This window comes from Bdellovibrio sp. GT3 (assembly GCF_037996765.1).
Lineage (GTDB): Bacteria > Bdellovibrionota > Bdellovibrionia > Bdellovibrionales > Bdellovibrionaceae > Bdellovibrio.
Genome location: NZ_JBBNAD010000006.1, coordinates 1 through 21,041, shown reverse-complemented (window position 1 = coordinate 21,041; position 21,041 = coordinate 1). Strand labels below are relative to the sequence as shown.

At 43.6% G+C, this 21,041-nt stretch carries 22 protein-coding genes; 13 read left to right on the top strand and 9 right to left on the bottom strand.

Translation table 11 applies throughout. The annotated features are described in order from the left end of the window. Nucleotides 1–515 precede the first annotated feature (515 nt). Complete coding sequence (locus AAAA73_RS15500) at nt 516–1,481, top strand: HNH endonuclease (protein ID WP_340599400.1); 966 nt, start codon at nt 516–518, stop codon at nt 1,479–1,481. On the opposite strand, the gene AAAA73_RS15495 is transcribed toward AAAA73_RS15500, so the two are convergent. Then, nucleotides 1,478–1,855 (bottom strand): hypothetical protein, encoded by a 378-nt coding sequence (locus AAAA73_RS15495; protein ID WP_340599399.1) that lies wholly within the window; start codon nt 1,853–1,855, stop codon nt 1,478–1,480. The two genes, AAAA73_RS15500 and AAAA73_RS15495, sit on opposite strands and share 4 nt — an antisense overlap. Before the next feature lie 188 nt (nt 1,856–2,043). Between AAAA73_RS15495 and AAAA73_RS15490 the strand changes: the two genes are divergently transcribed. The 5 genes from AAAA73_RS15490 to rfbG are packed head-to-tail and all read left to right on the top strand — an operon-like array spanning nt 2,044 to nt 6,294. Further along, nucleotides 2,044–2,868: a hypothetical protein gene (locus AAAA73_RS15490; protein ID WP_340599398.1), complete on the top strand. Its 825-nt coding sequence runs from the start codon at nt 2,044–2,046 to the stop codon at nt 2,866–2,868. Further along, entirely contained in the window at nt 2,868–4,268 is a 1,401-nt protein-coding gene (locus tag AAAA73_RS15485) for a glycosyltransferase (RefSeq protein ID WP_340599397.1), read from the top strand. The genes AAAA73_RS15490 and AAAA73_RS15485 overlap by 1 nt, the downstream gene beginning before the upstream one ends. Continuing rightward, nucleotides 4,265–4,948: a hypothetical protein gene (locus tag AAAA73_RS15480; RefSeq protein WP_340599396.1), complete on the top strand. Its 684-nt coding sequence runs from the start codon at nt 4,265–4,267 to the stop codon at nt 4,946–4,948. Before AAAA73_RS15485 ends, AAAA73_RS15480 begins: the two co-directional genes overlap by 4 nt. A gap of 42 nt (nt 4,949–4,990) precedes the next feature. Then, complete coding sequence (locus tag AAAA73_RS15475; RefSeq protein WP_340599395.1) at nt 4,991–5,293, top strand: hypothetical protein; 303 nt, start codon at nt 4,991–4,993, stop codon at nt 5,291–5,293. Beyond that, nucleotides 5,290–6,294 (top strand): CDP-glucose 4,6-dehydratase, encoded by a 1,005-nt coding sequence (rfbG, locus tag AAAA73_RS15470; protein WP_340599394.1) that lies wholly within the window; start codon nt 5,290–5,292, stop codon nt 6,292–6,294. Before AAAA73_RS15475 ends, rfbG begins: the two co-directional genes overlap by 4 nt. Nucleotides 6,295–6,324: 30 nt before the next feature. Here the strand turns inward: rfbG and AAAA73_RS15465 are convergent, their stop codons facing one another. The 3 genes from AAAA73_RS15465 to AAAA73_RS15455 all read right to left on the bottom strand — a co-directional run bounded on the left by AAAA73_RS15465 (nt 6,325) and on the right by AAAA73_RS15455 (nt 7,752). Then, a complete protein-coding gene (locus tag AAAA73_RS15465) occupies nt 6,325–6,570 on the bottom strand; it encodes a BrnA antitoxin family protein (RefSeq protein WP_340599393.1) in 246 nt (81 codons plus the stop codon). 22 nt (nt 6,571–6,592) lie between these two features. Further along, nucleotides 6,593–6,859: a BrnT family toxin gene (locus AAAA73_RS15460; RefSeq protein ID WP_340599392.1), complete on the bottom strand. Its 267-nt coding sequence runs from the start codon at nt 6,857–6,859 to the stop codon at nt 6,593–6,595. Nucleotides 6,860–7,023: 164 nt separating this feature from the next. Further along, the gene (locus AAAA73_RS15455) at nt 7,024–7,752 is read right to left on the bottom strand and encodes a glycosyltransferase (RefSeq protein ID WP_340599391.1); all 729 of its coding nucleotides are present in this window, start codon (nt 7,750–7,752) and stop codon (nt 7,024–7,026) included. A gap of 103 nt (nt 7,753–7,855) precedes the next feature. On the opposite strand from AAAA73_RS15455, the gene AAAA73_RS15450 reads away from it, so the two are divergent. Continuing rightward, complete coding sequence (locus AAAA73_RS15450) at nt 7,856–8,827, top strand: glycosyltransferase family 2 protein (RefSeq protein ID WP_340599390.1); 972 nt, start codon at nt 7,856–7,858, stop codon at nt 8,825–8,827. On the opposite strand, the gene AAAA73_RS15445 is transcribed toward AAAA73_RS15450, so the two are convergent. Together AAAA73_RS15445 and galE are read right to left on the bottom strand one after the other, a co-directional pair. After that, a complete protein-coding gene (locus AAAA73_RS15445; RefSeq protein WP_340599389.1) occupies nt 8,807–10,234 on the bottom strand; it encodes a hypothetical protein in 1,428 nt (475 codons plus the stop codon). The two genes, AAAA73_RS15450 and AAAA73_RS15445, sit on opposite strands and share 21 nt — an antisense overlap. Nucleotides 10,235–10,237: 3 nt before the next feature. Continuing rightward, a complete protein-coding gene (gene galE / locus AAAA73_RS15440) occupies nt 10,238–11,218 on the bottom strand; it encodes a UDP-glucose 4-epimerase GalE (protein WP_340599388.1) in 981 nt (326 codons plus the stop codon). Nucleotides 11,219–11,406: 188 nt separating this feature from the next. On the opposite strand from galE, the gene AAAA73_RS15435 reads away from it, so the two are divergent. Beyond that, nucleotides 11,407–12,822: an MBOAT family O-acyltransferase gene (locus AAAA73_RS15435; RefSeq protein ID WP_340599387.1), complete on the top strand. Its 1,416-nt coding sequence runs from the start codon at nt 11,407–11,409 to the stop codon at nt 12,820–12,822. Between the two features lie 12 nt (nt 12,823–12,834). Then, nucleotides 12,835–13,848, top strand: coding sequence for a hypothetical protein (locus AAAA73_RS15430; RefSeq protein ID WP_340599386.1), 1,014 nt, complete (start codon nt 12,835–12,837; stop codon nt 13,846–13,848). Here AAAA73_RS15430 and AAAA73_RS15425 read toward each other — a convergent pair. Further along, complete coding sequence (locus tag AAAA73_RS15425) at nt 13,841–14,905, bottom strand: glycosyltransferase family 4 protein (protein WP_340599385.1); 1,065 nt, start codon at nt 14,903–14,905, stop codon at nt 13,841–13,843. The two genes, AAAA73_RS15430 and AAAA73_RS15425, sit on opposite strands and share 8 nt — an antisense overlap. Nucleotides 14,906–15,067: 162 nt before the next feature. Between AAAA73_RS15425 and rfbB the strand changes: the two genes are divergently transcribed. From rfbB to AAAA73_RS15405, 4 genes are all read left to right on the top strand, one after another. Continuing rightward, complete coding sequence (rfbB, locus tag AAAA73_RS15420; protein ID WP_340599384.1) at nt 15,068–16,132, top strand: dTDP-glucose 4,6-dehydratase; 1,065 nt, start codon at nt 15,068–15,070, stop codon at nt 16,130–16,132. Next, nucleotides 16,132–17,004, top strand: coding sequence for a glucose-1-phosphate thymidylyltransferase RfbA (gene rfbA / locus AAAA73_RS15415; protein ID WP_340599383.1), 873 nt, complete (start codon nt 16,132–16,134; stop codon nt 17,002–17,004). The genes rfbB and rfbA overlap by 1 nt, the downstream gene beginning before the upstream one ends. 19 nt (nt 17,005–17,023) lie before the next feature. Continuing rightward, nucleotides 17,024–17,851: an N-acetylglucosaminyltransferase gene (locus AAAA73_RS15410; protein WP_340599382.1), complete on the top strand. Its 828-nt coding sequence runs from the start codon at nt 17,024–17,026 to the stop codon at nt 17,849–17,851. A 73-nt stretch (nt 17,852–17,924) separates the two neighbouring features. Beyond that, on the top strand, nt 17,925–19,436 hold the full coding sequence (locus AAAA73_RS15405; protein ID WP_340599381.1) for a hypothetical protein: 1,512 nt from the start codon (nt 17,925–17,927) through the stop codon (nt 19,434–19,436). 18 nt (nt 19,437–19,454) lie between these two features. Here AAAA73_RS15405 and AAAA73_RS15400 read toward each other — a convergent pair whose 3' ends face one another. Together AAAA73_RS15400 and AAAA73_RS15395 are read right to left on the bottom strand one after the other, a co-directional pair. Then, complete coding sequence (locus tag AAAA73_RS15400; protein WP_340599380.1) at nt 19,455–20,687, bottom strand: O-antigen ligase family protein; 1,233 nt, start codon at nt 20,685–20,687, stop codon at nt 19,455–19,457. A 45-nt stretch (nt 20,688–20,732) separates the two neighbouring features. After that, a partial coding sequence (locus AAAA73_RS15395; protein ID WP_340599379.1) for a hypothetical protein occupies nt 20,733–21,041 on the bottom strand: 309 nt, incomplete at its 5' end.

The window sequence follows — 21,041 nt, the reverse complement described above, 5'->3', positions numbered from 1 at the left end:
CTCGCTCCGACGTGCATTGAGCACGCCTGCGCTGCGGGGATTACCCTCCGCCTTGCACTCAGACCTTTTTGACCGCTCCTGGTTTTTGTGGCTTCGTTTGGTTGTCTTTGATTTTGCGTTTGGAGATTGCTTTTTTTTTTGGGTCTCTCTTTCATATGTAAACTTCTCTCTTCTTTATTCTTTCTTTCTATCTTTCACACACAAACTCTCTCTCTGGCGCAATGCGGAACCGACATCGGTTCTGCATTGAGTTATGTAATGTAAAAAAAAGCTGGGTTCCGCAGAGTGGTAACGCCAATTCTCTTCTTTTGAAAAAGCTAGGGGCTCTACTTATGTACGGCCTCTGCGCCCGCACGATGCGGTAGAAAAGCGCAGTGAGGCCCGGATGGCCGTGCCGTAAATAAGTAGAGCCCCTAGTTTTTTGAAAAGTAAGATGTCCGACGTCACCACTCTTTGAGAATCCAATTTGTCTTGGCATGTCTGTAGCAACTCCGAACCTAATGATCGGAGGAATCGTGAATATCCATACTCTAAGCGACGTCGAGGTCGAATCCCGGCTAAAATACCTTTCCCAAAAAGAGCGAGAGCTGTTGCATTTGGTTTTGGCGCATATCAAAGAAGTTGAAATCCGACGCATTTTTCTTCAGCGTGGCTATCCGACAATGTACGAATACTTAACCAAAGAACTCCGGTATTCTGGATCAGCGGCAATGCGACGTTTGGAAGCGGCCCGAGTCCTTGGGGAAATTCCATCTGTAGCCCGAAAAATTCACGAAGGTTCCGTCAATCTGTCTCAGCTTTCCGAGCTGGCTCGTGCCGTTAAAGAAAAAGGCAAAGAGGGTATAGAAATATCCACGCAGCAAAAATCTGAGATCATCGAAAAAATTAGTGGAAAAAGTACGCTGGAAACTCAGAGGGAGATTGCAGAGGGTTTGCAAATCAAACTCAAAAAACCAGAGCAAGTCCGCATGCAAAGAGACGAGTCTGTTCATGTTTCATTGACATTCTCTCGCAACCAGCACGAAACCGTTATGCAGGCGAAAGACAAAGCCGCCCATCTGCTTCAAGACAATAACAAGGATCATTCCTTGTCTTCATTTTTTGAAATCTTATCACGTAGCTATATTGTCGGAAAAATGAAGTTGGCTGTGGTTAGATCTAATGAACGTGATCACAGTCACAATCCGGTGGAATCCTCTGACACTTCAGCAACAGTTTCCGCTTCCAGCATCGGAACCTCAAAAACGATAACTCCCAGACTGCGTTCCCTGATTCTCGCCCGCGATCAAAGTTGCCAATACATAGACAAACAAACCGGAAAAAAGTGCGGCAGCACCTACGGGCTTGAAGTCGATCACCGGCAGGCACAATGGGCTGGGGGCGGGCATGCTCTCACTAATCTGCAAGCCCTGTGTGCAGCCCACAACAAGTTCAAGTACCAGCAAGAGGCGAACATTCAGAACAAAGAATCGCCAACCTAAACAACGTCTTTCTTTTCCATTCGCACCACACGGGCGCAACTTTGGCAGATTTCCGTCATGGGCCAATTCAAATCAGCTTTGGCGACTTTGATTTCAGTGCCACAGTGAGGGCATGTGGTTTGGCCGCTTAAAACCTGGCCTTCTGATTTGTAGCCTTTGCGAGCAAAGAAAAACCCCAAAAAGAAAAACAGCGGCACCAGTACAAAGTGAAATACCGGAATCAGCACCGACAGCAAAGACAGTCCCCACCATAGGGCAAGCTTCTTCAATGCCGTTCTGGTTTTCTCAGCCGGATTAAATTTATTAATTTCCAGATAGCCAGTCGTGCGGCGATCATCCATGACGTTTGATTCGATATCTATTCTTTCACTCATTCCCAAAGACTACTCCTGACTTTTGTGAATTGATATACGCACCGTTTCGATGCACCCAGCCATCATCAAGGAAATCTGTTTTCCGACAAGGATTCGGAACTTTCATTCCTGTAACTCCTCTTTGGTTTTTCCATCCATTAACGTCATTTTTTGTCGGGATGGACAGGAGTTTTATGAAGCAATTAAGAATGAAATCAGCTCTTCTTCTGGGTACTTTGATATCCTCACTTCTCGGCGGTGCATCGGCGTTCGCGCAATCTCAAGGCGGAAACGTGGATGCCTCCGCGCCCGACGTTCTTAATCGATCCACGACGACAATCTCCGAGGAAGCTGATGCGTTCCTAAAAAAAGGCTTCTTCGATTTCTATTCTGAAAGCAGCTACTACTTCGAATACGACTTCGTGACCGATTCTCGCCTTCGCTACTATCAGCCAATCACCGAAATTGGTGTTGTTGGTTTATCAGCCTACATGGGTGCAAACATCCAGTATCAGTCACCAGGCGCTCTCTCAAAGTATTATGACAATACGGTGAACCCGAACGTGGGCCTGCAATTTCAGTTCTATCCGGGAGTGAAGCTGCAAGGGCAGGTGGGCTACCGCACGCTTATGTCGATGGATGGTCAGGATCCCGTCAGCACTTGGGATCCGCGTATGATTTTCAGCGCAGGTCATTTGCAGATGTGGGGCCTTACGCAAAACTTTTCAGAAGGCTACCTTGAATCCGCCTACGTGCCGCGCATCGATCTCACACCCGTGTCCCTCGTGTGGCTTAAGCAGGGCTATCGTTGGTTTGCGGGTGGCACCGTTTCCATGGACGCTTACGGAGAGATTTATCAAAGAGTCAGTAACAGCGTTGACCTCGGTCCCACGATCACCGAGTGGCGTGCTGGTGGGCGTGTGACCTTGGCTGAAAAATCCTGGAGTGTCAGTGCTTTGCTATATCATCCATTTCAAAAACACACGACCAACGGTGAACTTGAAGGATTGCTCGCAGTGGGAGGGCAGTTCTAATGTGGTTTGGATTTGATGATATATTTTCAGGCCTCACAGTCATGGTCGTGGTTGCAACCACCCTGTTTATTTTGGATGATCTGTTCATTGATTCAGTGGCGTTGGTGAAGCGCTTAAGACCCTTGCGTTTGCCGCTGAAATCTCTGCGTCGTATGAAAGGAATTCCGCAAAAACACATCGCCATCATGATCGCAAACTGGAAAGAGTCCGATGTGATCGGCCCGATGATTCGCGGAAACGTGCGCGGCATTGACTATGAAAACTACACATTCTTCCTGGGTGTTTATCCCAACGACACGGAAACCTGGCAAGAGGCCGCGCGCCTCGAGAAAATGTATCCCGAGAAAGTCGTCGTCGTCGTCAACTCGCAACCAGGTCCCACCAGCAAGGGACAGATGTTGAACGAAATTGCCAAAAAAATTATTGAATCCGAACAGTCCACGGGCAAAAGCATGGATTTGTTGCTGTTGCAGGATTCAGAGGACGTCGTGCATCCTCATGCCTTTACTCTGTTAAACTATTACAGCAATCAGGCTGACTTTATTCAAATTCCTGTATTTTCATTCGATGTTCCCAAGACCTCGCTGGTTGGGGGAGTGTACATCGATGAATTCAGCGAGTCGCATACCAAAGATCTTCTGGTGCGCCAGGCGATGGGGGCTGCAATCCCGTCGGCAGGGGTAGGAACTTGTATCTCCAGGGAGTTCGTTAAGACCATGATGACTCAGCAAGAGGGTCAACTCATGAAAGAGGACACCCTGACCGAAGACTATCACCTGGGGATTATCGCCAAACCCTTGGGTTTTAGATCTCATTTTGCCTGTGTCGAGATTGTTCATGAAAACGGGGAGCGGGAGTTTATCGCGACTCGTGAATACTTCCCAAATCGATTCTCTGCCAGTGTCAGACAGAAATCCCGCTGGACTTTGGGGATTGCCTATCAGGGGTTGGCGAATATTCAATGGCACGGGGGCTGGGTGGATCGCTACTTCCTGCTTCGTGATCGCAAGGGGCCGGCGTGCAGTATTCTGACTGTACTATCTTTGGTCGTTCTTCTTGGTATGATTGGAATTGCGATTTCTGGATTTGAAATTCCGGCCATTCTGCGCACAGAGGCCTTCGCCTTTTTGTTGGCATTCAACGCGGCGGCCATGATTTTAAGGATTATCCAAAGAATGTTGGCTGTGCATCGGGTGAATGACTTTAGCCAGGCGACCATGGTGCCGGTGCGTTGGCTTGTGGCAAATGCAGTGAATGTTTTGGCCAGTTTAAAAGCGCACCGTCAGTATCGTGAAAGTCAGCGCACCGGTAAGCGACCGGCATGGATTAAAACGGATCATCAGATGCCTGCTCATTTTGGAGTCGAAACGCCGGATTCAGTTGAGGTGCACATAAAATGAGGACACTTTTCTTCTTTGGCTTTTTTCTGCTGTCTGCGACTGCGATATTGGTCGCGGTAAAGATTTCGCAAAAGCCCGAGGAGAAATGCATTGCCGTGGTCTATGACAGCTCCAGAAGTATAGCGGGTGTTGCGAAAATATTTGAGCAGTTCCCTGACTTTCAAAAGGTCATGATTGAGATGAGCACCTATTCCAGTGGGGAGCTGGAACGCTGTCAGGCAAGTTTCATTGTAAATTCCGAATTCGACAATCAAGTTCCTAAAAGACTTATCGAGGACTATTTAAAGTCCAAGCGCCGTGTGGTGTGGATGGGATACAATATCTGGACCTTGGGGGATCAATTAACTCGTAAATTGGGTCTTCGCTACATGGGATCGTTTTCGAAGGTCAGTTTTGATCGTTGTCGTTACTTCTATAAAGGACTTAGCAATCGATGCTCCGAGGCTGGCCTTTCCATGCATCCCGAAACGATTCCCACCAATGAGTTGCAAATTCAAATCATGGCTGAAACCCGTATTCGTGAGCGGGAACTGACTCCTTATCTTGTGCGCTCCAAAAACCTGTACTATCTGGCGGATGTGAACTTTGGAAATGTCTTTCAGGAGTTTTTGGGGGAGTTTGTCGGGGCACGACCGCGCAATAAGCTGATTCATCTGCAAACTGTGGCTGGTCCAGGCTAATAAGTCCTTGAACCTGGTTTCAGGGTTTCTTAGAATATCTAAATGTCATCATTTCACTCTGATAAATATTTTATTCGCGAATCTGTTTTCAACCTAGTCGAGCTTTCGTTGTTGGCGCGCATGTACGAAGAACACTGCGTTCCTTCGTCCGGCGGCAATTTGAATAAGCAGTCTTTGTCACAGACACTACTTAAGATGAAAGCCACCGAAGGCCATGGGAAGTTGCGCGTGGTGATTCACGATACCGACCCAGTAGGCTTTTACTGGAACTACGATGGCAATGAAACTTTGTGGGTGCATCCCACTCACAGAGCTGAAGGTGTCGAGCAAGGTCTTCGCGGATGAATCTTGATTTCTGGCGCGATCGCCGGGTTTTCATAACCGGTCACACGGGCTTTCGCGGCAGTCATCTGGCTTTGGCTTTAAAAAATGCCGGAGCCCTCGTTTTTGGATATTCTCTTCCCCCAGCCACCAATCCAAATTTTTTTGAAGTCGCAAATATCGGGCAGGGCATGAACTCCACCTTTGGGGACGTGCGCGACGCTGCTGCGCTAAAGGCGGCGCTGGAATACTCTCAAGCTGATGTGGTTTTTCACTTAGCTGGCGGCGGTGGCTTGCGCGATTCCTGGGATCGTGTCAGCGACACTTATTCGTCGCAAGTGATGGGTTCAATTAACTTCCTAGAAGCTTTGCGTGAAACTGCGACCGTTCGTGCTGTGGTGATGATGTCTTCCGATAAAGTCTATCGCCCGCAAGCAGGTGCGGATCTTAAAGAATCCGATCCACTGGCAGGAAGCTCACCCGCGGCAACAGCGAAGGCCTGTACGGATTTGGTTTTAGAATCCTATCTGCAAAGTGTCTTTGCGCCTGAAAAATACAACAAGCATAAAATTGCATTGGCTTCCGCTCGCATGGGAGCCGTCATTGGTGGCGGAGATTTTGCCAATGAAAGTTTGATTTGGCAGCTGGCCCAAGCCGCTCAAGGCGGGCTTGATCTGCCACTGAAAAACCCCGATTCCATTCGTCCTTGGATGCACGTTGATGACGGCGTCAGCGCTCTGCTGACATTGGCGCAGGCTTTACTTGAAAAAGGCCCCCAAGCCTCCGGAGAGTGGAACTTCGGCGTGGGTGCAGATCATCAGCTACCGGTTGGTCAGGCGGCACAGATTTTTAAAGCAAAGTATTTAGGAAACCCGTTTCAGAAATTCGAGCTAACAACCAAGGGTTCAAAACACGGGCTGCTTAATTGCGAAAAGGCCCAAGCCGAACTGCAATGGCAATCCCAAGTGTCAGCCGAGCAAGCCCTGCAAAAAACGGCGGAGTGGTATAAGCAGTATTTCGGCTAAAACGCACTGCTGCATCCGATTCGGATGTGGTTATCCGTGTTTAAGAGAAAGTGCTTTCTCGATCTTTGCCAATCGTTCTTCCAGTGAAGTATCTTTGGAAGCTTTCTTTAAAATTGAATTCGCCAAAGTCTGATAAGGGATACCTTGATTTTCCCCTTCTTCTTTCAACCAATTCAAAACATCCAAATCCAAGCGAATTGAAATACTGACCTTAACATCCACTTCATTCAGAGCTGCGGTTTTTTGCGGTTGTTTGCTTACCTTGGCAGATTTCATTGCGTCTTTTATTGATTTCGTTTTACCCATATTTTTCAATCTCACTTGGTGTCGCCTTTCGGGCGGAGATGATGCGAATTACATCGTCAATTACTTCTGTAAATACCACAATAATCAAGCCAGCATGGATTCTTCCAATCGCCCAAAAGCGCTCTTCCGATGGGCTAGAGTGTAATTCGTCGTAGACGATTGAAAACTCGCTCTTAAAAATCAACAAGGCATTTTCAAATGAAATCCCATGCTTTTTCTTGTTTGAGATGTTTTTAGTATCGTCCCATTCAAAAACCATAATAGCACACCGTATATTCAATGTAAATACTGCGTAAATGCAGGATTATATTGAGAAACTAACGATGCAATCTTTGGTCGTTGCTGTTTGTTCTGTGTGCTTTAGATGAGGGTTATTGAATACGAACGGCGGAAATATCCAATGCGTAGCGGGAGTGGATCTGGCTAGTTCTTAATATACTTCTTACGAATCTTCAAAATTTCCCAGAGTACGCGAAAGATCTCGCGGCTGATTTTGACTTTTGAACCGGGCACATCTCGCCACTCGGTGACGGGGTACTCAATCACCGTAAAGTTTTTCAAGCGCAGTAAAATCTCAACATCAAAGACCCACTTGCCGATAAACTTTTCGCTAAACGCTGTTTGAATTGTCGAAGGCTTAAAAAGTTTTGCACCACATTGAGTGTCGTAACTTTTAACGTGTAAAAGCTCGCCCACCAAGGTCGCGAATCCGCGGCCCAGATAATGGCGCAGCGGGGATCTGCGCACGTCAGCACCCAAGCGATAAACGCGACTGCACCAGACCGAGTCCACGTGGCGATAGTGATTGGCGTACTGGATCATCTTAGGAACTTCCGAAAGTGGAGTCGCCAGATCCGCGTCCCAAAATCCGATCCAAGAGTCATCATCAAAGCTCACTTTTTTCTGAACTTCGATCATCCCTTGGCGAACGGCCTCGGCCTTGCCGCAATTTTGGGCAAGTTTAATCAGATGAATGAACGGATACTTCTTGGAGGCTTCTTCGATAATAGCTGCAGTGCGATCTTTCGAACCATCGTCGACGAAATAGAACTCAATGCCCATAGAGTCACCCTGAACAAAGGCGTCCAGGTTGATGCGTTCTTCTTCGTTGTAGCAGGGGACTATCAAGGCGATCATCACTCTATGATTCATGGAGTTGTAGTAAAGCACAACAACGGTTTGTTGGAGCTTGAAATAACGCCCGGCATAACTTAACAGTATGGACCTAGTGTCTTGGACCCATTATACAATATTTATGAATACCACACCTCCAATTGTTGCCATCGTGAGCCCTTGTTACAACGAAGCCGAAGCTTTGCCTTTGTCGACGCCGCAATTTTTAAGTGCATTGGAGTCCTGGATTTATGAAGGTCTGGTCAGCCCGGAGAGTTTCATTTTGTTTGTTGATGATGGCAGCAAAGATCAAACGTGGGAAACAATTTTGAAAATGCGCGCCAACAGTTCGAAGGTACATGGTCTTAAACTGGCACAAAATGTGGGACACCAACCCGCCCTTCTAGCTGGTTTAAAGTATTCAACACCGTTGGTTGATTGTGCGATTAGTATCGATGCGGATCTGCAAGACGATATTGGTTGTGCCAAAGAAATGATTCAGCATTTCGTTAAAGATAAAAACGATGTAGTTTACGGAGTTCGCCGCCGCCGCGAAAAAGATACTTTCTTTAAAAGAATATCTGCCCGCGCCTTTTATGTATTGATGAAAAAAATGGGCACTAATGTAATCTACGATCATGCGGACTATCGGCTGTTATCAAGGAAAGCTCTAAGTTACCTGGGGCAGTTTCAAGAAGTGCACCTTTTTCTACGTGGTTTAGTCCTTCTAACAAGTAAGAATTCAAGCATTGTGTACTATGATCGAAATGAGCGAGTTGCTGGTGAATCAAAGTATCCACTGAAAAAAATGTTAACTTTTGCCTGGAACGGAATCACCTCGTTTAGCAATAAGCCATTGCAAATGATTTCTGCCCTAGGATTGATTATCTGTGGTGTTACGGTCTTGTTGGGAGTCTATGCACTTTACCGATATTTCACCGGCAACACATTGGTTGGATGGACGTCCTTGATTATATCAATTTACTTTCTGGGCGGCGTCCAGCTTCTTTCACTTGGCGTAATTGGCCAATACGTGGGTAAAATATACCTCGAAAGTAAAGGCCGCCCTCAGTTCTTTATTGATCAGGGTACGCTACCGGATTCTTCTAAATAACCAGACTGAATCCTGTTCGCCCCTATAAATTGGCTCGTATTGGCCTACTTTTTCGTAGGCAATATGAAATTGCGCACGGTCTTCGGCCTGAATTAGGGCGTAATCAATATTAAACTTCGCTGCTTGTTCGAAAAAGTCTTCGGCGGTAGGGGGAAGTACCTTGGCGCGTTCCATATCCTCATAAATTACAGTTGCCTGAACTTTCTGTCCCAATGGAATTCCCAGAAAAATATAAGGATAATGTGCGGCTACGTTTGCTCCGGCAGGTATTTGCTTTGCCGCATATTCAATTTCATGGCTAAACAAAGGTGCACCTTTGAAGGCGTTAAAATTATAAATGAGATTTGTTAATACATACAAAGAACCCACTACCAAAATTGCCATTTTGCCACGACGGGCGTACTGACAAACTAAGACAATGAAAGCCATAAAAAATGGAACCGCGTATACGATATATTTTGTGCTCTTGCCGTGCGCCAAAATACTTAAGCAGAAAGTAACCAAGGCAGCATAAAGTAAAAGACGATAGGTTTCCTTGTGAAAAGAGCCGATCTTTTCGTTGAAGTAAACGAACAAACTGGTTAGTAAAAGCAAACTGTAGGCGATTTCCGGTGGAGTATGAAAAAAGCGTTCCTGTTCTCTCAGTACTCGTAAAGGCAGTTGAAGTAATCCCACCTTTTCACCAGCCACATCTCTCCAATTAGTAAATTGAAGATGAAGAGTTTTTAGATCTTCCAGAGATCTGACATCGATGAAATAATAGCAAACTCCAAAGAATCCGATGACCCCGTATATAAAGCCTTGCAGCCATTTTTTTTGGATCCATAAATACAGCACTCCAGCACCAATGTAGACCATGCCGTTTAAGTGATTAGCGGCGGCAATAGCTGCAAAAAACGCTGATATAAAAATGAATTTTTTTTCAGTCTTTTCTTCACGAATAAGAAAGTAAGCAGCCAACATTCCAAAAAACATGACCGGTATTTCAGGTCTAAAGGTGAAACTTAAGCCGACAATCTGATGAAAACACAGAACCAAAATGAACAGCAGGCACAAAGAAAGTGTGGACATCCATTTCTTGAAAAAGAGAAAGCCCAAAATAAAAGCTAGACATAAATATGCAAGGGGTAGTGCCTTTAATATGTAGACATTGAATTCGGTGGCCCGAATAAGAAGTCCGCCTTGCTGGGCAAATAGTTTATGATAAACGAACAGTTTGTTTTCGGCGCCAAAATACCCTCTAAGAGCTTCTGATTTCACATATCCAAGTTGTGCCCACCAATACGAGTATTCGCCTAACCAGGCGTCATCGATATGGATTGGGCGACCGATTAAAGAATAAATGAAGGCGATAAATACGGTTGCTAAAACGAACCATGTGATATTTTTGCTCTTAACACTAATCATGTTTTATTCTTTCAGGCTTTTTTCCCATTGGTAAGCTGATCTGCAAATCAATTCAAGATCAGCTCTTTTTGGTTTCCAATTCAAAACGGACTTCAGTTTGGAGGAATCTGCCACCAAAGAGGCTGCATCTCCCGGGCGGCGTTCGCCTTCAATGACCGGGAAATCAGTATTCGAGACCTTCTTGATCATTTCAATGACTTCTCTAACTGAATAACCAAAACCATAACCACAGTTAAAGTAGTTGGAATCTCCGCCAGCTAAAAGATACTGCAAAGCTAAAAGGTGAATGTCAGCCAGATCTTCAACGTGGATATAGTCGCGAACACAAGTGCCATCTTTGGTTGGATAGTCCGTTCCGAACAGCTGAAGGTTTTTTCTTTTTCCAATAGCAGCTTGGACGCCTAGATGAATCAAATGGAAAGCATCCGCAGTTCGTTGTCCATTGTTTCCAGAATCGCTTGCGCCCGCTACGTTGAAATATCTCAGAGCGCAATACTTGATAGATCCCACGTTTGAGGCGTCCTGTAGGATTTGTTCGCTCATTAGCTTAGTATAACCATATGGATTGAGGGGGGCTTTGGGATCATCTTCGAAGATAGCCCGATCTTGGACCTTATCCCCAAAAATCGCAGCGGTTGAAGAAAATACGATACGTTGTACCTTTGCCGTTTCCATGGCTTTAAGAAGAGTAAGGACGCCGCCGGTATTGTTGTCGTAATAATCAAGAGGTTTTAGTGTAGATTCCTTAACATTAAGCTTCGCCGCAAAGTGAATAACTGCGTCTATTTTTTCAGAAATCAATACATCAGCAAGAAACGCCTCATTTCTGATGTCGCCTTCAATAAACTTTGCGTTTGAGGGTACGGCATTGCGAAATCCCGTTGTCAGTTTATCAAAAATGACTACTTCAAATCCTGATTCTAAAAGCCTATTTGCTGTGTGTGACCCGATATAACCGGCGCCACCAGTAACCAAAATCTTCATTATGAACCTCACGAACTGAGATTTTTATACTGATTGTAATTGTTTATCAATATTTTCGCACAATTTGGAAATTGCATTTTTGGTGATCTACGGGGCTGTTCGTGGGTTTAGCGCCTATGCCTTGACGCGATTTGGCACATCTTAAGACGGTTGGTTTCTAATGAAAGCTCTTCTATAGTCTCGCTGCAATGTTATTTAATTCGTACTCATTTTTATTCTTATTTTTGCCGCTCACGTTGTTGGGCTATTACCTGATCACAAAAAAGAATCTGCAGTTGTGGTTCTTATTTTTCTCAAGCGTCGTGTTTTACGCGTACTGGAGTAAAACCTACGTCTTTCTATTGTTGTTCACGGTTGTCCTGGATTTTTACTTAGCCAAGGCTATCTACTATGCAAAAACTCAGCGGATGCGAAAAGCGCTGCTGCTGACGTCGGTGATTTGCAATCTCTCTATTTTGGGATTCTTTAAGTATTACAACTTCTTCGCTGAATCTATGAATGGAGTTTTTCAAAGCGCAGGGGTTTCTCAGGCGTTGCTTCCTCATTTGGCGTTGGTATTGCCGATTGGTATTTCATTTTACACATTTCAGTCGATGTCTTACGTGATCGACGTCTATCGTAAGACTTCAGATGCTCACGCTAACTTGTTGGAATTTGCGGGTTATGTGACTTTATTTCCGCATCAGATCTCGGGACCATTGGTTCGTCATAATGTGATCGTTCCCCAGCTAGAGGCTAATGAAACTTATGTATTCAAGGCCGAAAACTTCTGGCGCGGCTGTTACTTCTTTATCTTTGGTTTGACCAAGAAGATGCTGATCGCCGATCGCATTGCCATTGTTATCGATCCGATGATTGGCAATATGGCGCAACTTTCCACAGGGGAGTCGTGGCTCGCGATGGTGGGATACACCATGCAGTTGTATTTTGATTTCAGTGGCTATTCTGATATGGCCGTTGGTTTGGGATTGATGATGAACATCCAATTCCCACAAAACTTCAATTCCCCGTACAAATCCAAATCAATCACTGAGTTCTGGCAAAAATGGCATATCAGCTTGTCGGCCTGGTTACGGGATTATTTGTACATCTCCTTGGGTGGTAATCGCGCCGGCAAATTGAAAACCTATCGTAATCTGTTTCTGACGATGGCGATCGGTGGTCTGTGGCATGGTGCTGCTTGGACTTATGTGGTTTGGGGCTGCTTCCATGGCAGTTTATTGCTTGTCGAACGATTCTTTACGAACCGCGGTTGGGATTTGTTTAAGTTTAAATGGTTAAAGTGGATTTTGACGTTCCTGGCTGTGAACGTGGCGTGGGTGTTCTTTAGGGCGCCGGATATACACACAGCGAATTTATGGCTGTCTAAAGTCTTCATGATCCAGGGACCGGTCAGTTGGGATATTCTGTTTATTGCAACCAAGCACCGTGATCGCTTCTTCGCAGCTTTGATTTTAGCGCTGCCGATTGCACTATTTGCTCGCAACACTTGGGAAATCAAGTTTAAGCCTTCCGCGTGGCGAGTGGTGTTGTTGGCGCTGATGTTTGTAGTTTGTTTAACTTATATGGGCGAGGAATCTCCGTTCCTCTACTTCCAGTTCTAGGAAGGGGAGTTTATGTCTTCTTTAAAAGCTCTCTATCTGCTTATAGCGACGATCATTTTACTATTGGGTGGCATTGCTCTGTTTAATTATCAAACCGACCCGCAGTGTTTTTACAACTGTTCTGAAGTAAGCCTAAAAAGATCAAGTTTGAATATTTACTACAAAACAGCTCAAACAATTCTGGCGCATCCAGAAGCTGAGCAGTTGATTCTAGGATCCTCTCGCGCGCAAACCACTCCGCCCCAATGGGTAGAGCAAGTGACGGGGTTAAAAACAATTAACGGCGCCACCGAAGGTGCCGAAGTCATGACTAAAATCATCTTCAGCAATATGGCCAAAGAAAAAACCAAATTGAAAAGAGTGATCTGGTTTGCTGATTACTTCGAGTTGATTTCTGAAAACACGGATTCAAGAATTAAAAACACTGAAGCTCTTCGAAAATATTTGCCTGATACAAGCGCGCATGAAAATCCTTGGTTAAGAGCTTCCCATTGGCAGTCTCTTATTGATCATAATACCTTTGAAGCATCACTTCATCATGTGAAACATAAAAATTCAGTCGCAGTAAACCAAGGCCCGGGTAGTGAGCTTTATGAGCGCTGCATGGATCCAGGATTCAAAGGCAATGAGTCGGTCGAGGGTCTTTCACGCGAAGTGCAGATGCTTTATCAGAACTACGTAAACGGCCCAATTAAATCTGCCCAAAGTGAAAACGCCTGGAAGCTATTTGCGGATCAAGTGAGGTCCTTGTCTGACAATGGCGTTGAAGTTGTCGTTGTCGTGATTCCTTACAATCCCGTGTTTCTGGCAAAATTAAAGGCTGAGCATGCTGAAATATATGCGCGGCATGAAAAGTGGATTCAGGAATTGATCGAGCTCTCAAAGAATTCAAAAGTTAAGATCGTTGATGCTTTTCAAGGGATCGAAGGGGATGATGGTTCCCCTAAGTTCTGGAATGATGGCGTTCACTTTACTTGTTACGGTTCAATGCGAATGTTAGAGCCGGTATTGAAGGCGCTTAAATAGTCGCTTTTAAAATGGACTTGTAAATGTTGACCGTTTCTTCTGCGCATTTATCCCACGTAAATTTAGCGGCCTGAATGCGACCCTTCGTGATCAGGCTTTGTTTTAATTCTTCCGAACCAAGTAGACGAATCAGAGATTGCGCAATTTCATTCGGCTCAGTCGGGGATGCGTGTAATGCGGCATCGCCCGTGATTTCTCTCAATACCCCTTTATCTGAAGTGATTACAGGGCACCCCAGGCTCATGGCTTCCAATACTGGAATGCCAAAACCTTCATACAGGCTCGGAAAAACGAACGCTTGGGCATTTTTGAATAAGCCAGCAACTTGATTGTTAGGAACGTAGTTTAAATGAAAGACTCTGTCTGGATATGGAAATCGCACCAAGGCTTGTTTGATTTCGTTTTCGCCATAACCCCAGGTTCCGGCTAAAACTAATTTTAAATCGGTACCTTGATCGCAAAGGATTTTAAAAGCATCAAGAACTGCAACTGGATTTTTGCGTTTTTCCAAAGTTCCCAGGAACAAAATATACTTGCCAAGTCTATCGTCTTCGAATGGCACTTGAGGGGGATAAGTACGGTCGCAACCAAGATAGGTGACGTGAGTTTTTTGTTTTAACTCTGGGAAGTGCTTTAATACTTCAGATTTTGTGAACTCAGAATTAACGACCACGGCGTTTAGTTTTTTGTTGAGAACCTGAGTTAGTTCCTTAATGCCTTTGGTGTAGAAAGCTGGATTGTTGTACGACTTTTCAAAAACCACCATGTCGTGAACGGTGACCACGCGGGGAAGGAAGGCATTCATAAGTACTTTAAAATCAGGCCCGTGGTAGAGGGCATTTTTCGAACCCATTCCCGTCCACGGCCAAATTAGCTGAATTTTAGAGTTTAAGAACTGCTCAAGTTTTGCGCGTTTTTTGATGCGTGAAAGTTTTAGCACGGGAATGACGACTAGATCGGTCCTTTTGCGGAGACGCTCCCATAGCTGAAGCATATAGACACCTACGCCCGTAACCTTGTCTGGGTTGAGTGTGCTGATATCAAAGTAGATCGTCATAGGTGATTGCTGCAAAGTGTTGTCCTTGATCTAATTGGCCTTCTATATTTGGTAACACAGGGGTTGAGGCCTGCATAGAAAGAATCATTTTGCGTTGCATTCCGTTGGATATTCGAATGTTCTAAGGTACATTTTTATCTTTGTTAAATTGGGGTTATTACTATGATTTTCGTAACAGGCGGAGCTGGATTTATCGGTTCCAATTTTATTCTGAATTGGTTGAAAAATAACAACGAGCCTGTTGTTAATATCGATAAATTGACCTACGCAGGTAATCTCGAAAATTTAAAATCTGTGGAAAGTAATTCCAAATATATTTTTGCCAAAGCAGATCTTTTGGATTTGCCTGCATTAGAGAAGTTGGTTCGCGAGCATAAGCCCCGCGCCATTTTGAATTTTGCGGCGGAAAGCCATGTCGATCGTTCGATCCATGGTCCAGGCGAATTTATTCAGACCAACATTGTTGGTACCTTTAACTTGCTTCAAGTAACTAAAGAATACTGGTCACAACTTCCGGAAGCCGAAAAGAAAGCATTCCGCTTCCTGCATGTTTCTACGGATGAAGTTTATGGAAGTTTGGAAGTAAATGACCCCGCGTTCAGTGAAACAACTCCTTATCAGCCAAATAGTCCGTATTCTGCTTCTAAGGCTGCAAGTGATCACTTGGTGCGCGCTTACCATCACACGTATGGATTGCCGACTGTAACCACGAATTGCTCAAACAACTATGGGCCGTATCAGTTTCCGGAAAAGTTGATCCCGCTAATGATACATAATGCTTTGAATGGTAAGGATCTTCCAATCTACGGCGACGGCTCTAATATCCGCGATTGGCTCTATGTGGTTGACCACTGTGAGGCGATCGAGCTCGCACTTGCAAAGGGTCGCCTGGGCGAAACATACAACGTCGGTGGTTGGAATGAAAAAAAGAACATCGAGGTCGTAGATACAATTTGCAATACTTTGGATAAAATTCGTCCTCGCAAAGACGGCCAGAGTTATAAATCACAGAAGAAGTATGTGACGGATCGTCCGGGGCACGACAAGCGCTATGCCATTGATGCCACTAAGATTGAAAAAGAGCTGGGTTGGATGCCCAAAGAAAATTTCGAAACTGGATTGGCTAAGACTATCCAGTGGTACCTAGATAATGAAACTTGGGTTTCAAACATTGTTTCTGGTAGTTACCGCGAATGGTTGGATAAAAATTATGGGGGACGTAAGTAATGAAGGGGATTATTCTTGCCGGCGGTTCTGGTACTAGACTTTATCCTGCAACAACAGTTGTAAGTAAGCAGCTTCTTCCGATTTACGATAAGCCGATGGTTTACTATCCGCTGACAACTCTGATGATGGCGGGAATTCGCGATATTTTAGTTATCTCTACACCACAGGATACGCCACGATTTGAACAACTCCTTGGTGATGGTTCGCAGTGGGGTATTAAGCTTTCTTATGCAGTTCAACCTTCTCCGGATGGTCTGGCTCAAGCCTTTATCATTGGTGAAAAATTCATCGACGGTGACGAGTGTGCATTGGTCCTTGGTGATAATATTTATTACGGTGATGGGTTTATGGGACTATTGCAGGAATCAGCAAAGCTAAAAAATGGAGCTGAAGTTTTTGCGATCAAAGTTCACGATCCAGAACGTTACGGTGTTGTTGAGTTTGATAAATCTGGCAATGCAGTATCTTTGGAGGAAAAACCAACAAAGCCTAAGTCGCACTATGCTGTCACCGGGTTGTATTTTTATGACAAGCACGTAGTTGAATATGCAAAGGCACTTAAACCTTCACATCGTGGTGAACTTGAGATTACGGATCTTAATCGCGTGTATCTTGAGAAAGGCAACCTCAACGTTCAAGTCATGGGACGTGGATTTGCATGGTTGGATACAGGAACTCACGAGAGTTTGCTTGAAGCCAGCATGTTTATTCAAACCATCGAAAAGCGTCAGGGCGTAAAGATTGCCTCGCCTGAAGAAGTTGCGTTCCGTATGCGTTATATCGGCAAAGAGCAGCTGTTAAAGTTAGCTGAGCCATTAAAGAAGAATGCTTACGGTCAGTATTTGATTTCCATCAGCTCGGAACTTGATTAATCCAGAAAATAGGTTGTTTATGATTTACGATTGCTTTGCTTTTTTTAATGAGCTGGACCTTCTTGAGATTCGTTTAAACACATTGAATGAAGTTGTTGATAAGTTTGTACTGGTTGAAGCCACGCGTACGTTTCAGAAGAAAGAAAAGCCTCTTTACTTCGAACAAAACAAAGAGCGCTTCAAGCCATTCTTGCATAAAATCGAGCACGTTGTTGTTGATAAATATCCAAACTTTTTTTCCAAGTGGCGCGTTCCTAAAACTTGGGATTACGATGATCATCAAAAAGAAGGCATCCTTTATGGACTTAAAAACTGTAAGCCCAATGATGTGATCATTGTTTCCGATGTGGATGAAATTCCACGTCCAGAGCTAGTGAAGGAATATGCTTCGAAACCTGGCATCAAGGTGTTTCAACAAAAGCTTTACTACTACTATTTGAATTGCTTCATTAAGACTTACCCAGAGCCTATCCCATTGGTTGATGGTTATATGCCTTGGTATGGAACGGTTATGCTTAACTACTCCGATATCAAAACAATTAAAAAAACTCGCCTGTACCGTGAAAATCGCGTCAGTACTGATAAAATCACTGTCGTACCTAACGGTGGTTGGCATTTTAGTTATCTAGGCGGGGCGAAAAAGGTTATCGAAAAGATCGAAGCTTACGCTCATAAAGAACACAATAAAGATGAGTTCAAGGATCCTAATAAGGTTGAGGAGATTATCCGTAATGGTGGGAGTCTTTATGGTGATCAATTGGATTCTCGTTTTGTTAAGATTGATGAGAGTTTTCCAGAGTACGTGCGAACCCATAAGGCAAAACTGGGTGAGCTAATTTTGGAGTAGTGGTGCTGATAATGCAATAGGACAATTGCTGTCTGTCTTGCAAGCATATAGTGAATAACTTAGTGTTTTGTCTATGTTTAAAAAGTACTCCACATCCATCATATTTGTTTTTTCGTTTCTTCTTTGTTTTTGGAATTATCTAGGAGCAATTGGTCGTGGTGTTATAGATAGGGAACTTTTTTATAACTCCGATGCAGTCTATTTCCCAACTCTTGCGATAGATATTCTTTCAAATGGTGCTCGTCTTTCTGAATGGCGTCTTGGTCCTGCGTTATACATATTTCCTGACATGCTTAACATATTTGCGATGTGGAAGATCTTTGCGGATAAGCACCTGATGATTTGGGCATATGGTGTGGTTCAACTACTAATGCTGGTGCTTTTTGTTTACTTAATCTACAGAGAGCTTGAGAAAAATGAAACCTGGATCAGGCTTGCTGGGTTTGTTGTTTTATTTTCCGTTCTTGGTCAGGGGTTGCTTCCGCTTGATTACAATTTATGGTTGCAGTCCGCATTTCATATTGGTGCCTATATCTGCACCTTGGCGCTTTTGTGGGTTGTCCTTTTGGGATTTAGAAATCCATCAAACAAACTGATTAAGTGTGCTCAAGTAGTTATCTTATTTTGTATTCTTCTTTCTGATCAGATAATTATCTTGCAGTTTGTGTTGCCCGCGATTTTTGTTTTCTTAGTGATGGGGTGGATGAAAATCCTTCCGGTGCAGGAGAGCAAAAGCAAAGCGCTCTTTGTTTTTTATAGCACTTTAATTTCATTTGGAATTTATAAAGCCATTAGTTATTTCACTTCTTATTATGGAATTAAAGCAAACTTAAATGTTTACGCAGACAATCTGCAAGATCTTATTAACAATAGTCTGTCTTTCCTGATCATCGGTTTAGTTTTTTTGGTTTTGAATGTGGTGGTTCTTTGGCGAATGTGGAAGTTCAAAAAAAGTGACAGTAAGGCATGGTTCATAGCTCTGTTTTTATTGGTTTCGATGGCTGCAAATCTGGTGGTTCTTCCAAGTCAGCTAGGAGCTCCTTTGCGATATGCCTTTAATATCGTCTATGGTCCATTTTTGTTTTTACCGTTCTTGTTAGATCAGGTTTTTGATCGGAAGAAAGTTGGCCTGGCATTAAGTGGTCTGTGCGCTTTATTGTTGTTTGGAAGTTTGGTTGGATTAGAAAAGTCGGAAGCATTGGCGAATCTTCGAACCTATTATCCTGAAGAAGTTAGATGTTTAGATGAACAGCTTGGTTCTAAGGGAATTCGCCATGGTATTTCTGGGTATTGGGACGCAAAACGTATTGCGTACACGAGTAAGACAGGGTTGCAGCTTGCACAAATGAATATGGATGAAATGAAATACCATTACTGGATTACTAATAAAAATGTATTTACAGACAAGTATGATTTTGTCATTGCCCATAATACTTATCGCCAAGAGTTCGACAAGACGGTAGAGCAGCTGACTGCAGATTTTGGTACACCAATCGAGATAATAGATTGCGGTGTTTATAAAGCAATGATCTATCCACCAGATCTGATTGCGAGTAAATTGAAATCAACCATCGTGAAAAAGTAAATTCCTTTTACTTTTTAGCTATGATTCTGGACTTAATTTCGAAAGGTATCCGTACGTTGTTCCCAGTAAGATTATCATGATACTTCTGGGTTCTCTTAGATTAAAAGGGCATTCTGTTAATGATTGGGCTAAGAAGGTAATTAATACGAGAATCGATGCAAAGGAAATTTGCATCGAATTTGTATCCTTGAGTTGAGTGAACTTTAGCCAGAAAAAGCGCAAGTATTTCGCAAAGAAAGCCAGATATACCACGAAGCCAACAATTCCCGTACCAGCAAGTACCTGTAAATATTGATTATGGGCATGACCAATGAATGTCTGATTGATATTAAGTTTCTTAAAGTATTCTGGAAGCAAACGTATATTTTCGTAGTAACCTGCACCGAAAATCCAATGTTCTTTAAAAATTTGTATGTTTGCCTTCCATAGGTCCATCCTTATTCCTGTTGAAGAAGTGCCTGATGAATCGAAAGCGTAAAGCAGGCGACTTTTAAGTGGTCCAATATCAAAAGCAAAAACTAGTGTGGTGACAACTGCGCATGCTATAAGTGGATACGTGATGCGTTTATTTCGTTTAAATATGATCAAAATGAAGAGGATTGCTAACCCAATACCAAGCCAGGAACTACGTGTTTGACTTCCGAATGTACAAATTCCAGATATAAGTAAGGCTGCAGCAGATGTGCGGATTGATGCATTTTGGACTATGGATAAAGTTAGAATGCCCGCGGTGAAGGAAAATAGAATTCCAACTGCTAAGCCGTAGTGATTTGCATTGTGAAAAAAACCAATAAAACGAGTGTCGAGTTGAACTGACGGTGAAATTGTAGGCAAAATAATAAATTGCCACAGTAGTCCTGCAATTAAAAAAATACATATTGAGCTAAAGACTGAAGTGAGAAATCTTTTTGAAAAAGTAATTTTAGTGCCAGCCCAAACGAACAGAAATAAAGCAAGCATCCATCTAAAACTCAAGATATCATCTAGTTGATCTTGGCCAAAACTTTGCTGGGTAGCATAACTAAGCGTTACCGCAATAAGCCAAATCGGAATAAGCCAATTTGTAAACTTTCCGGGACCAGAGAATCTTTTTTCGCGTATCCATTTGCGCATATCCTTTGTGTAAAAGCTCATCATAACTAGAGCAAATATGACAATCAAAGCATCAAAAATGCGCCAAGATACCAATGCAGCACCAATACAGCTGACAACAAGAATAGAAACTATTGTTGATTTATGGCGTTCCGACATAGATGTACTCTCCGCTGTCCAAAAAATCTAAGCTTTAATAGGAGTTTAATTTTTAACTACTCGAAGTCGTGTGTGAATGTTTCTTGCGGGAAAAATAAATGCATAATACTTTTCGTAAGTATCTTGGCCCAAAATCCTTGAAATAAGTTTTGGAATTATGCTTCTAAAGGTTTGATTGAACTCGATTCTGCTTTCGATCGTTTCAAACTCACCTACAATGTGACTAAGATATTCACCTTTTTCCATCCGACGTGACCAACCACTTGAAAAATGCCAAAAATGCGTTGGGTCATTCCATGAATCAATCCAAGAAAAGTGAGGAGTTTCAATTGCAATCTCAGCTCCATGGCAGCT